Raw genomic sequence first — 13,128 nt, 5'->3', positions numbered from 1 at the left:
TCAACTCCCCTGTTCGCATGAGATCACACCGGTTCCGCGCAGGCTGCGCCGGGCGATGCGCAACACCGCCTCACCGTCGATGCCGAACCGGTTCAGCGCCTTCGCATTGCGCTCTGCATCTGCAAGGTAGAGCGCGTCGAAACGGGCCTGGTCGGCTTCGGACATGCCCGAAATCTCGATCCCCTGCGCCACCGCCTCGTCATAGCCCTGCTGCCAGGCGGTCTTCAATTCGGCCATCATCGCCGCTTCCCACACGCCGATGCCGCGTTCGAGCAGCGCCTGCTGCTCCGGCGTCAGTCGGTCCCAACGCGCCTGCGACATCGCGCGGGCGGGATAGGCGCCGCGCGGAATGACCAGCGTGTTGAAATGCTTCGCCACCTCGGCGAAATGCAGCGAACGAAAGGTGTCGGCCGGGGCGACGACCCCGTCGATCACGCCCTTGGCCAGCGCGGAATAGACCTCGCCCATCGGCATGTTGACCGGGTCGGCGCCCAGCGTCCCCAGCACGGTCAAAAGCTCGGTCGGCGCGCGGATGCGCAGGCCTTTCAGATCGTCCAGCGTTTTCAGCCTGCGATTGCGCGTGACGATGCCGACGGTCGGCCCGCCCTGCACGGCCAGCACTTTCAGTCCGGCGGTTTCAGAGGCAAGTGCGGGGCTGTTGCGCAGCATGCAGCGATAGAGTGCAAGCTGCTGCGGCATGCTGTCCGCGCCGGAGTAGAACCCTGTCTGGATGCGCGTGAGGTGTGTGCCGCCGCGCGAATAGATCGGCGTGATAAGACCGATATCGGCTACCCCGTGGCGCAGTTCCTCCAGCGACATGTCGGACGACAGTAGCTGGCCGGACCAGTTGGGCCGGATCCGGATGCTGCCGCCGGATTCCCTTTCCACCCAGTCGATCCACGCCCGGTCGGCGCGGCTGAACGGGTGGCCGGGGCCATAGGGGCTGGCATAGGTCAGCACGGTCACCCCCGGCGGAGCAGGACGGGCGCAACCCGCCAGCAGCGCGGCCAGCGCCACGAGCAGCCATCTTGCAGCCCATGAGCCAAGCGTTGCGCGCGCGGCGGTCATGCCACGCCCTTTTCCTTCAGGAAGTCGCACACCATCGCCACCATGCGGTCATGGTCCCATTTATTCGCATCGACCATGTCGGCATCCAGCATCAGCACCGGCACGCCACTTTCCTCCAGCGTGTGCGCGGTTATCTTCGTGCCCGATTGCGACAGGCGATTATCCGGCGGCAGCAGCACCAGCGCGGCATCGATGTCGCAGCGCCGGGCCTCGTTGCCGATCCAGCCGTTCATCCATGGCGGCAAGTGCAGAACCTCGTTCATCGAACAGATCCGGCTGGCCAGCGCCTCCATCGGCCTGCCTTTCAGTTCGCGGATATATTGCGGCCCGGCAAAGGGCATGTACATCGACCACACGAAGACCGCGCCGATCGTCTCCTCCAGCGCCTGGTAGAAGCCCGGGTCGTGCCACACGCCGGCGCCGATCCACATCAGGCGAACCTTTTCGGTCTGCGCGGCGCCTTCGCCCTGCGCGATCCGCTCCAGCACCTCGTCGCGGAATTTTTTCGCATGCGCGACGGCCCAGTCCGATCCGCGATGCCACTGCGGGATCATCGTGTTCGACATCTGCTCGCCGATGGAAACGGGGCAGGGGCGCGCCTTGGCCAGCGCCTGGTTCGCTTCCCAGATATAGCCTTCCTGCACATTGATCTGCTCCATCAGGTGCCGGAATTTCTCCTCGTCGAAGCGCCGCCCGGTGCGCCGTTCCAGAATGGCGATCAACTCGCGCATTTCCGCAACCATCAGGTCGATGCGGGCCGGGCCATAGACTTCTTCCCAGCTGTCGCGCGATTTTTCGAACCAGCACGGGTCCTTATGCTCCCACGCGGGGGCTTCCATCGGGAAAAACTCGGTATCCATCGCCGCTGCCCATTGGCCGAACACGTGCTGGATGCAGTCGCAGGTCAGGCGCGCGACCAGCACGGTGGGGCGCGGCAATCCGCCCCAGGGCGCGGTGGCGGGATCGTTCGCGAGCGTGCAGGCGAGCCCCAGCGAACAATATTTGCAGCTGTTGCCGGGATAGCCTTTGTCCGCCAGCACCTCGAAATAATGGCCCGACAACTGCTTGGCCGAAATATAGGCCGACCACCACTGGTTGGTGATGATCGGGATGTCCATGGCGTGGAAAATCTCGTGCGGGGTGTCGGCCTGCACGATGGCGAAGGGTTCGCCTTCGTCCACCACCCGGCGGCGAAGGTCCATGCCATAAGCCTTCTGATAGGCATTGGCCTCGGCGGTGCAGGCCAGCGTCTTGCGCATGCGCTGTCCGGTAGCGGACGGTGATGGGGCGTTGCTCATTGGAATACTCCGGCCTGTGTGAGCTCGTCGATGGCGGCATCGTCCAGGCCGCAAATGTCGCGGGCGATCTCCCGGCAATGCTCGCCTATGCGCGGCGCACGGAACGGGGCAAGCTCATCATGCGAAAAGCGGATCGGGGTAGCGATATGGCCGAACGGGCCAAGGATCGGGTGGTCGAGCGTGATCAAAGCACCGCGGGCGGCAATCTGGGCGTCGCGTTCGATCATATCCTCGGCATCCTGCACGACACCGCAGGCGATGCCCGCCGCCTGAAGCTGCTCGGCAATGGCGCGATCCTCGCGCACGGCGGTCCACGCGGCGATGTCGCTGCCTGTGATCGCGGTCAGCTTTTCATATTCGGCAGCGGTGAACGCGCTGATCGCGACCCAGCGATCCTCGCCCATGGCGGGGAACACGTCCTGAAAATGGACCTGCGGGTCGGCATTGCCCATGCGCTGCGGACGCTCGCCCGCCAGCGCGGCGGCAAGGCTGGGGCGCATCTGCTGGACGCAGATCTCGTACATCGACGCGTCGATGTGACAGCCGCGTCCCGTCTCGCGCCGGTGCTGGAGCCCGGCAGCGACACTAGCAGCCATCACGAAAGGCACGATGACGTCGCCATAGGGCACCGCGCCGGGGATCACCGGATCGCGATCGGGGTAGCCGGTGAGATAGGTACGCCCCGACAATGCGCCGCCGGTGCCATCCACGCCCCATTCCTGCGCCATCGGTCCGGTCTGGCCGAACACGCTGCCCGATACCATCACGATGCCGGGGTTGCGCTGCACGAGCGCCTCATAGTCGAGCCCCAGCTTTGCCATCGTGCCGGGTGAGAAATTCTCAACCACCACGTCGGCCCATTCGATAAGCGGGTTCAGAATTTCGCGCGCACGCGGGTTCTTCATATCGAGCGAGAGGCTGCGCTTGGAACTATTGAGATGGGCAAACCATGGCTTGTCGTCGAGGTTGCCGTGTTCCGACGCCGATACCTGCACGTCGAGGCGTGCGAGATCGGGCCGGGTGCGGCTTTCGATCTTGACGACTTCGGCCCCCATGTCGCCCAGCGTCTTGGTGGTGATCGATCCCACCAGCGCCCAGGCGAAATCCAGCACTTTCACCCCTGCCAGCGGGCCGGGCCTGTCGCCGGTCTGCACGGCGGGGGCAGGGGGCGATGCCGCCGCTCCTTCACGCAGGACGGCAAAACGTTCGGGCAGGCCGCTGGGCGTATCGAAGAAGCCCCGGGCCTGGAGGTGCCGGTCGGCCAGCACGTCCGCCGGTTCGTTCACGACGCATGCATTGATGCCGCGCCGGTGTCCCTCATCGGCGATTTCCAGCTTGGTCCGGCTGGCGAAAAAGGCCGCGATGGCGGCTTCCCAGATGGCGCGCGTTTCGGCAGGCAGCGTCGAGCGGTTGTACGAAAGCCAGTCGGTGCCGGCCAGCGGATTGGGCATGCCCGCATCGTCCATCCAGTCGGACAGCGCCTGGTTCGCGGGCGCGCCCAGCCGACCGGTCATCAGCGAATGGAAGCACCAGCCATCGGCCAGTTTCCAGATTGCGCGCACCTTGGCCTTGCCATAGGCGAGGGCGCCGCCGACGCGTTCGAGCTTGCGCCGGTCGAACTGCCAGACCAGCACGCCGTTGAAATTACGGCTGAAGGCGACCTCCTGGATCGAAACGTCGACATGCTGCCCGCGCCCATGCCCGTGCCGGTCACTTCCACGCGCATAATGCGCCGCCATCGCGCCGCATGCGGCCACCATGTCGGCATGAAATGTGCAGGCGTCGAGCGCTTCCTTGACCGGCGGCAAGCCCGGTTCGCCCGTGACCCTTAGCGCCCCGCCCATGGCCGAGGCGACGAGCTCGCCCGCCCTCCAGCCGGAAATCGGTCCGCCCGATCCGAAGGGCGTGACCGAGACATGGACCGCGCTCGCGGAGATCGGCAGGTCGCGTGTCGCTTCGAGGCCAAGATCGTCGATGACGAAGGAGGCATCCTCCACCCGGTCGCAAGGCTGCGCACCCAGGGACAGAAGATAGCGGGCGAGCGGGCGATCCTGCATGGCGCCCAGCGTCGCAACACGGTGTCCGGCCAGCGGCTTCATGCGGATAGCTCCTTCAGGAATTGACGGATTTCGCTGCCCGCGCCGTCGCGCGCCGCCCAGTCGCGGCGGGTGAGCGCAAGTGCCGGCACCCCCATTTCGTCCAGCACGCGCAGCTGGCCGGGCAGATCCCAGATACGGGCTTCGTCGTCTTCGGTGAACCACAGCACCGCGGCGCTGGCCCCGGTCTGGCGGATTTCGCGCGCGAGCGCTGCCTTGCGGTCCCGGAAATCCCGGTTGCCCGCCGCGGTGCCGCGCATCGCGCGGGCGAGCGCGGTGAACGGGCTTTCGTCCGGCTCGAGCGTCACGGGCGCCATTTCGCTCCAGCTTTCGGCCAGCGTGGGGCCGTGCATCCGCCAGCCGGCCTGCGTCGCGGCATCGTGCAGCCGGCGGTCGGGCGGAGGCGTTCCAGCCAGCAGGCACAGCGCGCCGGTCCCGGCGTCGGAGGGGGGTGTATCGGTTCCCGCATTCCCCAGAGCGCGGATCAGCGCATCGTCGCCGATGCCCAGTATTTCTGCCAGTCTTGCCAGCGCCGCTTCGAGATGGGCCATGCTTTCTGGGCGCGGAATAAGCGACACGTCGCAGATCAGCGGCTGCGGCCCGCCTATTATGCCGCGACGCTGCAATTCGCAGACATAGTAATAGAGGCGCTGCGCGGCATCTTCCGCGCGCGAGAAGACCACAGCCTCCAGATTGTCGAACTTCCCCGCAGCCCAGTCTTCGAGGATCGAGAAGGCCCATGGCGGGAATTTCGTTTCGAGCCATCGATCGGCGAAGGGCATGGCGCGATCGACGTTCCAGGCGAGCGGGCCGCGATACCGGCCCGTCGCGCGCAGCAGGGGAAGGGGCAGCACCGGCCCGACGGAGGCGATCATAGCGTTCATCCCAATATCGTTGGCAGCCACAGGGCCATGGCGGGAAACAGGATCAGCAGCAGCAGATGCAGCAGGTCACTGAGCAGGAAGGGCGTGACGCCCTTGAAGATGCGGGAGATCGGCACGTCCTTGGCCACGCCCTGAATGACGTACAGGTTCATCCCAAGCGGCGGGTGGACGAAGCCGATTTCCATCGCGCGGCAGATGAAGATGCCGAACCAGATCGGCGACATGCCCATTTGCTGCACGATCGGCAGCAGGATCGGCGTCGTCAGCAGCATCAGCGCAAGCCCGTCGAGCACCGAACCCAGCAAGAGCAGCAGCAGTGCGACGAGCAGCAGCGTCGAAACGGGGCCGAGGTCGAACGCCGTGACCAGGGTGCCCAAGGCATCGGCGAGTCCGGTAACGCTGACGAAGACGGAAAATATCAGCGCCCCGATTACCACCAGCAGGATCATGCCGCTGGTGCGCAGCGTCTCGGCAAAGGCGCTCTGCAGCATGGCGAGCGAGAGGCGGCGGCGCAGCAGCGCGATCAGCAATGCCCCCGACACGCCGAGCGAGGCGGCCTCCGTCGGGCTCACCCAGCCCAGCGCGATTCCGCCGATAACCAGCGCGATCAGCACCAGCATGTCGAGGATGCGCGGCAGGGCGCGAAACCGGTCGGGCCAGCTGGCGCGCTCGCTGCGCGGGGCGATGGAGGGGCGGAACAGGACAAGCAGCCAGATCACCAGCCCATAGAACAGCATCTGCGTGATGCCGGGGATGATGGCCGCGGTGAACAGCGATCCGATGGATTGTTCGGCGATGATACCGAACACGATCAGCGCGCCCGATGGCGGGATCATCTGCCCCAGCGTGCCACCCGCCGCGACCGTCCCGGTGGCCAGCGCGTCGGAATAGCCGCGCTTGCGCATTTCCGGCAGCGCGACCATGCCGATGGTAGCGGCGGTGGCGAGGCTGGAGCCGTTGATGGCGCCGAATCCCGCGCAGCCGCCGACCGCGGCATAGGCAAGTCCGCCGCGGCGGTGCCCCATGAACTTGGCAGCGGCGTCGAACAGGTCGCGGCTGGCATGGGCGGCAAAGAATAGCTGCGCCATCAGGATGAACAGGGGCAGCGTGCCCAGCTCGTACCGCGTGAGTGTGTCGATCGCAATCACGCCCGATTTGATCAGCGCGGGCTCGATACCGAGGATCAGCATCAGCCCGCCCAGTCCGACCAGCCCGAGCGCCGCGCCAATCGGCATGCCTGCCACCAGCAGTGCGAACAGCAGGACGACGCCCACAAGCCCGGTCGGGGCATTGGCGAAGATCATGGCTGCCTCCGCACGACGCGCCAGGCGAGCAGGCAGGTGATGGCAAACAGTCCCGCCGTCGCCACCGCGCGCATGGCGGCCCAAGGTACGCCAAGCAGCTCGCTGCGTTCGTGGCTGTTCCACATGTCGATCTGGATCCAGCCGCTGCCGACCAGCAGGCCCGCGAAGAACAGCAGGGCAGCCATATCGGCCGTGCGGCGCGCCCGGTGCTTAGCCTTTTCGCCCAGCCGGTCGATGACAAGATGGACCTTCGCATGTGAACGGGCATCGGTCGCTGCGATCAGCCCCGCGACCCCCGCGAGCAGGATCGCGGGCTGGATCAACTCGATCGAACCGTGCAGCGGCAGGCCGATATGGCGGCCGATCACCCCCGCGGTATCGACGGCGGTGACCAGAAGCAGGCCGATCCCGCCCAGCCAGCTGAGCCAACGGAGGGCGCGGTTCATGCCGGAGCGACCTTGCCGTTTGCAGCGATGGCGATCGGCGGCAGTGCGGCCTTTTCGGTGATTGCCTCGACGTAGCGGAAAATCGGCCCGCACTCACTGGCTTTGGCCAGTACGGGGCGGCCGGGCGGCTCTACCCGCACGGCTATGATGGAGGTCTGCACCGGAGCGTGCCCGGTGAACATCAGTTCGCCCATGAAGGCATTGACCGCTTCGGGGTGAAATGGCGCCAACGTGTAGGCGGGATCGGGTTCGAAGCCGAACAGGCGCTTACGCCGTTCCGCCCATTCGCGCCGGGCGGGGTGATCCTGCACCGGGCCGAGTGCGCTTGTCACGACACAGCCGTTGCCGAGACCGTGGAAGATGGGTCGGTCGCCCGCGAACGAGATGCCGCGCACGATATGGGAGTGGTGGCCGAGTACGGCGTCGGCGCCGCCCGCCATGGCCGCATCGGCCAGCGCCCGCTCATAGGGTTCGATCAGGACGGGTGTATGCACCTTGCCCTTGTGCAGGGCGACCAGCACGATGTCGGCGCGTTTGCGCAGTGCGGCGATGTCCTGCGTCAACCGGTCCAGTTCGGACTGCGGCACATGCGCCAGCGGCGCGGCGGGTGCGACGGGAGATCCATCGGCGGTGTCGACGCGCAGATAATTGGAGCCTGCGCGGCTATCGGTGGCCCACCCGGCCTCCGGACCCACGCAATTATAGCTGAGGAAACCGACGCGCCAGCCCTTGATCGTGACGATGGCCGGCTCGCTCGCCTCGACCATGTCGGCTCCCGCACCGGTAAAGGCGATATTCTGCGCTGCCAGCCCGGCGCGCGTTTCGGCAATGCCGCGTGCCCCGCAGTCGGCGATATGATTGCCCGCAAGGCTGACCATGCCAAAGCCTGCGCGAGCGAGGGCGGCGAGGTTTTCGGGCGGAGCCGCGGGGGCGGGGACATCGCCCGCCAATTCCTCTGCGCCCTCGGCATGCGGAACTTCCAGATGGCCGATGACGAGGTCCGCGCCGCGCAATGCGGGCGCAATTCCCGACAGCCAGTGATCGCCGTCGGGCTCGTCCAGCACCAGGTCGCCGGTAACGATGATACGGATCGGGTCGTGCGCGCTCATGTCCGGTTTTTCACGCGGGTCGTCAGGGGCATTGTCATTCAATCCAGCGGCTCCATCGCGCCCGGATTGGCAACCGGCAGGTCAATGCGGGCGGACTCCGCACCGCCGCGGCGCCACACCGTCAGCACCGGCGCGGGATTCTGCTTGATCTCGGCCAGATTGCGTTGCCGCGGGTCGGCCCCGGTGATGGTGACGCGCAGGCGGTGTCCCGCGGGGACGACCCGTGAAATCGGAGTGAGATCGATGGCCAGATCGGCCTTCTGTCCGGCGGGTAGCGGCGAGACATCGGCCTCCATTCCCGAGTGCCAGGGCAGGTCCAGCGTATCGAACGGCGCTTTGCCGGTCTTGCGGTGCGACAGCGCCAGCCGGCCGAAGGCGATAACCTCGTCCTTTCCGCTCGCGTCGATTTCGTCGAGATAGACGAACACGTTGGCGTCCGCTGTGCTCGACGATACCGGCACATGGACCACCGGATAGCCCACCAATGTCATCGGCGCATCCAGTTCCGCGCTCGTATAGCTCAGTCCGTGCGCGTCCATCGGCGGTGCCCAGAAGGCGAAATATTCGCTGTCGGGCACATTATAATCGACGGTGAAGCGGTCGCTCCCGGCAACGGACGGTGACGCGAGCAGCGTCCCGTCATTGACCGATTTCGCGGTGCCGGACTTGCCGCCTGCAAGATAGAAAGGCACTGCGGTCGCGAATTCGCCGGGCAGCTTGTCCGACTGCATCCAGCCCTGGTTCTCGACGATGAATTTGGCGCGTGCCTCCCCTTCGATGCCGTTGTCGACGCCTTTCAGATAATGGTCGAAATAGCGGCGGATCTCTCCGGTAAAGTCGAAACCCGGCGGCGGGACGCAATGATCGCCCGGACCGGCGAGGAATTTCGAACCCGGCATATTGGCCGCGCTCAGGATCGACTGCGCCGTGGGCTCGTCATGCCAGTTGCCCCAGAAATAAGTGGCGATGCCGGCTTTTCTGATCGCATCGAGATATCGATATACCGCGACCTCTTCCCAAAAGCGGTTGCCGGTATAGGCGGAAACGCTGTCGCGATAAGGCATGCCGTACCACAGCCCGGCCATCGGTGTATTGCCGGCATGTTGCGCAACGGCCGCCTTCAATTGCGATCCGTCGGTGTCGGCATCGACCGGAATGCTGGCGAGATCCACCTCGGGCGGTTCGTCGGGGCGCGTGTTGAACTGCGCGGGAATGCCGCCGCGGCGCACGAAACCATATTTGTCGAGGTCGGAAGCGCCCACGAACACCGCCTTCAGCGACGGCGGCGCCGCGGTCGCGGCATGAAAAGTGGTGCCGCCCAGATAGGAGCAGCCGATCATGCCCACCTTTTCGGTGGTGTAATCCTGCTTCGCCAGCCACTCGATCAGGTCGTAGCTGTCCCTGGCCTCGGTCCGATCCTGAAATCCGCGCCGGGTGCCGAAGGATGCGCCCTTGCCGCGAATATCGGCCACCGCGACGACATAGCCCGCCTCGAGCAGGGTCTGCACGGCCAGACGGTCGCTGTCGGCCAGTTCGACGACCTCGCCCTTGTCGTCTCTAAAGCGCGCGCGATAGGGCGTGGCGACGAAGATGCCGGGCAGTTTTTCCGCTGCAGGCGTTTCGCCGGTCGCTGGGCGATAGATATTGACGGCAAGCCGCGTCCCGTCGCGCACGGGCACATACAATGATGTGCGGACTGTATCGGGATAAGAGGCGGTTGTCGCCGTTCCTGCCGTGACCGGAGCTGGCGCGGAGGTCGGCGCGACCGAAATGGCGGCCGGACTGCATGACGTGACCATCAGGCCCAGCGCGCCCGCGCGGATGGCATTGGTGATACGCATCGATGCTCTCCCGTCCTTTCTTGCAGGGGACCATCGCGATTGGCGAATCCGCTTGCAACTTCTTTATCATAAATAATATCGTCAACAATCTAGAGCGCGGATCAATGGGAGGTCATTGCATGGAATTCACATTGGGATCGAACTCCAAGGCGCCCGGTGCGTTGCAGGTAGCCGACTGGATTCGCGACCGGATTCGGCGGGGTCGTATGGTTCCCGGGCAGCGTCTCGTGGAGGTCGAGATCATTCGCCAGACCGGCGCGAGCCGGGCCAAGGTTCGCGAGGCATTCCAGCGACTGGAAGTGGAAGGCCTTGTCGAAATCGAGGAATATCGCGGGGCATCGGTGCGCGACGCCGGCATCGATGAAGTGCGCCAGATCTATCACTGCCGCGCGGCGCTCGAGGGGCTGTGCGCCGCAGAGTTCATCGCCAATGCCAGCGATGACCAGCGCGAGGAACTGATGGAAATCCAGCGCCAGCTCGACGAATGCGTCGAAAAGCACATACCGGAGCAGTTCGGTCGGCTCAACCTGGCGTGGCACCGCAAGCTGATCGAGGGGGCGGGCAATGAAGTCGCTGCCAGCCTGCTGGAACGATTGCATGTCCCGATCCATCGGCTGATGTTCGAAAGCTTCTACAGCACCGATCGCCTGAGCGCAGCCAATGCCGACCATCATCGCGTGATAGCCGCCATCAAGGCGAATGACCCGGTGCGCGCCAATGCGGAGATGCAGGCGCATATCAGCGCAGGGCTTGGCGTTCTGTCGATGCTTCACGAAGAAGTGCTGGCCTGATCCGGCTTCAGAATACGGCTCTGATGTCGGCCCGGCGTTGGGACTGGCCGGGGATGGTATCGGCATCGGGCAAGTCGACGGGCGGACTTTCCGTTTCCCAGCGCGTCTCGATCGCGATGCCCGGGATCAGCCGTTCCAGTGTGAGGGCGACGGCTTCGGCGCGCTCGCGTGCGACGTCGGGACGTTCGGCCAGCGTCCGGCCCGACACGGTTTCGGGCTGGGCTGCGGCAAAGCCTGTGACCACAAGCCTCTTTGGCCTTGCCGCCCTGATCCACGTCGCCGCGCGGTCGATCAGATAATCGTCATATTGATAGACGAGGAAGCTACGGTCGAATTCGAAGAAAAGGTGGAAGGTCGTTTCCGAAAACGGTCCCTCGGGTGCCTTTCGCTCCACACTCAGCGGGGCGATATTGCGCGGGGGCAGCGAATAGGGGTGACCGGGAAAACCCTCTGCCGGGATCATGTGCCTCGGGCAGTTCTGGTCCATCAGCGTCGATGTCCGTACCGGGTCCAGCACCGGCGATCCGCATGGATCGGACGGGGCGTCGGACACGCGGCCCTCCACCAGAACGGCACGGTTCCAGTCCGGCTTGTAGGGCGAATTGGTCACGTCATAGCGACGCCCGCTTTCGCGATCGTCGGCCAGCCAGCACCCCGATTTGCGGCCCGCATCGGTATCGCGATAGATGGGGCAGCTGACGAAACGGACCAATTCGCCGGTGTCCTGCGCGGCGGCGGACAGTGGCGCCGCCAACGCGGCAAGGGTGAGGGCGGCGCGCTTCACAACATGCTCATCAGGTTCACGAGGTCCTGCTTTTCCTGTTCGGTATAGCCGATGTTATAGCGCCGCTCGTAATAATCGACGACGCCGCGGAGATCCTTTGCGAGGCCATTCGAGAAATAGGGCGCGCGCGCCGAGAGCCCGCGCATCGATTGCAGCGTGATCTTGCCCACATCCGCGCAGCGGCCCGTCGTCAACGCGAAACCGGGGTCATAGGTATAGATTACCCGCCCGTAATAGGGATGCGGCTGTTTCAGGCAGGTGATGCGGAACAGCGGAAGATCGTCCCAGGGATCGGCAAAGGGCAGGGTCGTGGTGCCCAGATCGACCTGACCGGGCGCCACGTCATTCCCCATCCGCGTCATGTTGTGGCAGAAAACGCAGCTGTTACGTACCGGATTGCCGAAGCCGATCGGGGTGTTGATCCCGGAAGTGTCGGTGATCAGGAACATTTTTTCCCGGAATGTCCGCGCACCGCGCGCGACGGATTCGCGAAAGGCGATCTGTTCCGGCGTCAGTTTCGCCTTTTCGGCGTCGGACATATGCTCCCACGCCTCGAACTCGCTCCAGACCGGAACGCCGATGCTGCCCAATGCGCCGGCGGCCGAATCCCGCAGCACCGCCGGACCCCCACTTGCGCCATCGCTGTCCGCTGCTCCGCCGGGACCCGATTGCTGCGCGGTAAAAACGCGCATCTCGAAATCGCGGATCCGATCGCGCTGCTCGGGCGTGAGCCGCTGGGCAAAGGCGAGATGGGTCCTGGCCGCATCGTCCATCTGCAGGCGCAGCGAGCCGGTGCGGTTGTCGGCCGTCAGATTGCCCGACATCATCCGGCCGGTGTCCGGATCGCGCGGCAGGGCCAGCCCCTGCTTGGGATCGAAGGGGAAGCCCACCGCGAGCAGATATTTCATATTCGCCACCGGGCGAGGGCGGCGATAGACCGAAATATTGCCCGCATCGGGGCCATAGCCGGGCGCGCTGTTACAGCCATTGGGATCGCGCACGACATCGATGGTGAAGTCGGGCGTTACCGGGCGGCCGTTCCATTTGGTGACGGGCCAGGGGCGCTGGATGCGGATCAGCCCGCGGTCGAGCAGAAGGGAGTGGGAGGCGCGCTGGCCCTGCGGCAGGATCGGGCAGTTGGAGCCGTCATAGGCGGCGAACAGCGGGTCTCTTCCGCCCGTCGCGTCCCAGCGTTCGCGCGCGCTCCGCGCCGAAAGCGCCATGGCGTCGGCAGGCTGGTGGCATGTGACGCAGGCGCGTCCGTCGGGGCCGATGGGCTCGAAGAACGGATGTCCCGCGGTTTCCATCGGCCCGTCGATCAGGACGGTTCGCAGCACGCCCCTATCGTTTTCATAGTCCAGCTCGGCCGGCATGACGCGGCCCTCCCCGGGTTGCCACCAGCGGCCGGGCGCATCGCTCGCTCCGTTGCCGCTGGCGACGGCGGACCCCGCGAAAACCAGCGCCGCCGCGGCGAATGTAGCGAGGCGCATGGCCCGGGGAGAAGGGC

At 65.6% G+C, this 13,128-nt stretch carries 11 protein-coding genes; 1 reads left to right on the top strand and 10 read right to left on the bottom strand.

The annotated features are described in order from the left end of the window. From KNJ79_RS13870 to KNJ79_RS13835, 8 genes are read right to left on the bottom strand one after another with little or no spacing between them, the layout of a single operon-like run. Positions 1–1,068, bottom strand: coding sequence for a TRAP transporter substrate-binding protein (locus KNJ79_RS13870; RefSeq protein WP_317151522.1), 1,068 nt, complete (start codon positions 1,066–1,068; stop codon positions 1–3). Further along, positions 1,065–2,327, bottom strand: a complete 1,263-nt coding sequence (locus KNJ79_RS13865; RefSeq protein ID WP_317151521.1) for a 2-hydroxyacyl-CoA dehydratase subunit D — start codon at positions 2,325–2,327, stop codon at positions 1,065–1,067. The genes KNJ79_RS13870 and KNJ79_RS13865 overlap by 4 nt, the downstream gene beginning before the upstream one ends. Before the next feature lie 35 nt (positions 2,328–2,362). Continuing rightward, positions 2,363–4,465, bottom strand: a complete 2,103-nt coding sequence (locus KNJ79_RS13860; protein WP_317151520.1) for a CaiB/BaiF CoA-transferase family protein — start codon at positions 4,463–4,465, stop codon at positions 2,363–2,365. Next, positions 4,462–5,337, bottom strand: coding sequence for a hypothetical protein (locus KNJ79_RS13855; protein WP_317151519.1), 876 nt, complete (start codon positions 5,335–5,337; stop codon positions 4,462–4,464). The genes KNJ79_RS13860 and KNJ79_RS13855 overlap by 4 nt, the downstream gene beginning before the upstream one ends. Positions 5,338–5,342: 5 nt before the next feature. Continuing rightward, on the bottom strand, positions 5,343–6,620 hold the full coding sequence (locus tag KNJ79_RS13850; protein ID WP_317151518.1) for a TRAP transporter large permease: 1,278 nt from the start codon (positions 6,618–6,620) through the stop codon (positions 5,343–5,345). Between the two features lie 26 nt (positions 6,621–6,646). Beyond that, positions 6,647–7,096 (bottom strand): TRAP transporter small permease, encoded by a 450-nt coding sequence (locus tag KNJ79_RS13845; RefSeq protein WP_317151517.1) that lies wholly within the window; start codon positions 7,094–7,096, stop codon positions 6,647–6,649. Next, positions 7,093–8,205: a CapA family protein gene (locus KNJ79_RS13840; RefSeq protein ID WP_317151516.1), complete on the bottom strand. Its 1,113-nt coding sequence runs from the start codon at positions 8,203–8,205 to the stop codon at positions 7,093–7,095. Before KNJ79_RS13840 ends, KNJ79_RS13845 begins: the two co-directional genes overlap by 4 nt. Positions 8,206–8,243: 38 nt before the next feature. After that, positions 8,244–10,046: a CocE/NonD family hydrolase gene (locus KNJ79_RS13835; RefSeq protein WP_317151515.1), complete on the bottom strand. Its 1,803-nt coding sequence runs from the start codon at positions 10,044–10,046 to the stop codon at positions 8,244–8,246. A gap of 20 nt (positions 10,047–10,066) precedes the next feature. Here KNJ79_RS13835 and KNJ79_RS13830 point away from each other — a divergent pair, with 20 nt between their 5' ends. Further along, complete coding sequence (locus KNJ79_RS13830; protein ID WP_317151514.1) at positions 10,067–10,837, top strand: GntR family transcriptional regulator; 771 nt, start codon at positions 10,067–10,069, stop codon at positions 10,835–10,837. 7 nt (positions 10,838–10,844) lie between these two features. Here KNJ79_RS13830 and KNJ79_RS13825 read toward each other — a convergent pair whose 3' ends face one another. Both KNJ79_RS13825 and KNJ79_RS13820 read right to left on the bottom strand, forming a co-directional pair. Then, positions 10,845–11,621, bottom strand: a complete 777-nt coding sequence (locus KNJ79_RS13825) for a hypothetical protein (protein WP_317151513.1) — start codon at positions 11,619–11,621, stop codon at positions 10,845–10,847. After that, positions 11,618–13,111 carry a hypothetical protein gene (locus KNJ79_RS13820; RefSeq protein WP_317151512.1) on the bottom strand — a complete coding sequence of 498 codons (1,494 nt, stop codon included), beginning with the start codon at positions 13,109–13,111 and terminating at the stop codon, positions 11,618–11,620. Before KNJ79_RS13820 ends, KNJ79_RS13825 begins: the two co-directional genes overlap by 4 nt. Positions 13,112–13,128 lie beyond the last annotated feature (17 nt).

It is taken from the genome of Sphingopyxis indica (genome assembly GCF_032879645.1).
Classification (GTDB): Bacteria; Pseudomonadota; Alphaproteobacteria; order Sphingomonadales; family Sphingomonadaceae; genus Sphingopyxis; species Sphingopyxis indica.
Note: the sequence above shows the minus strand (reverse complement) of the source record. Positions and strands in the feature narration are given on the sequence as shown.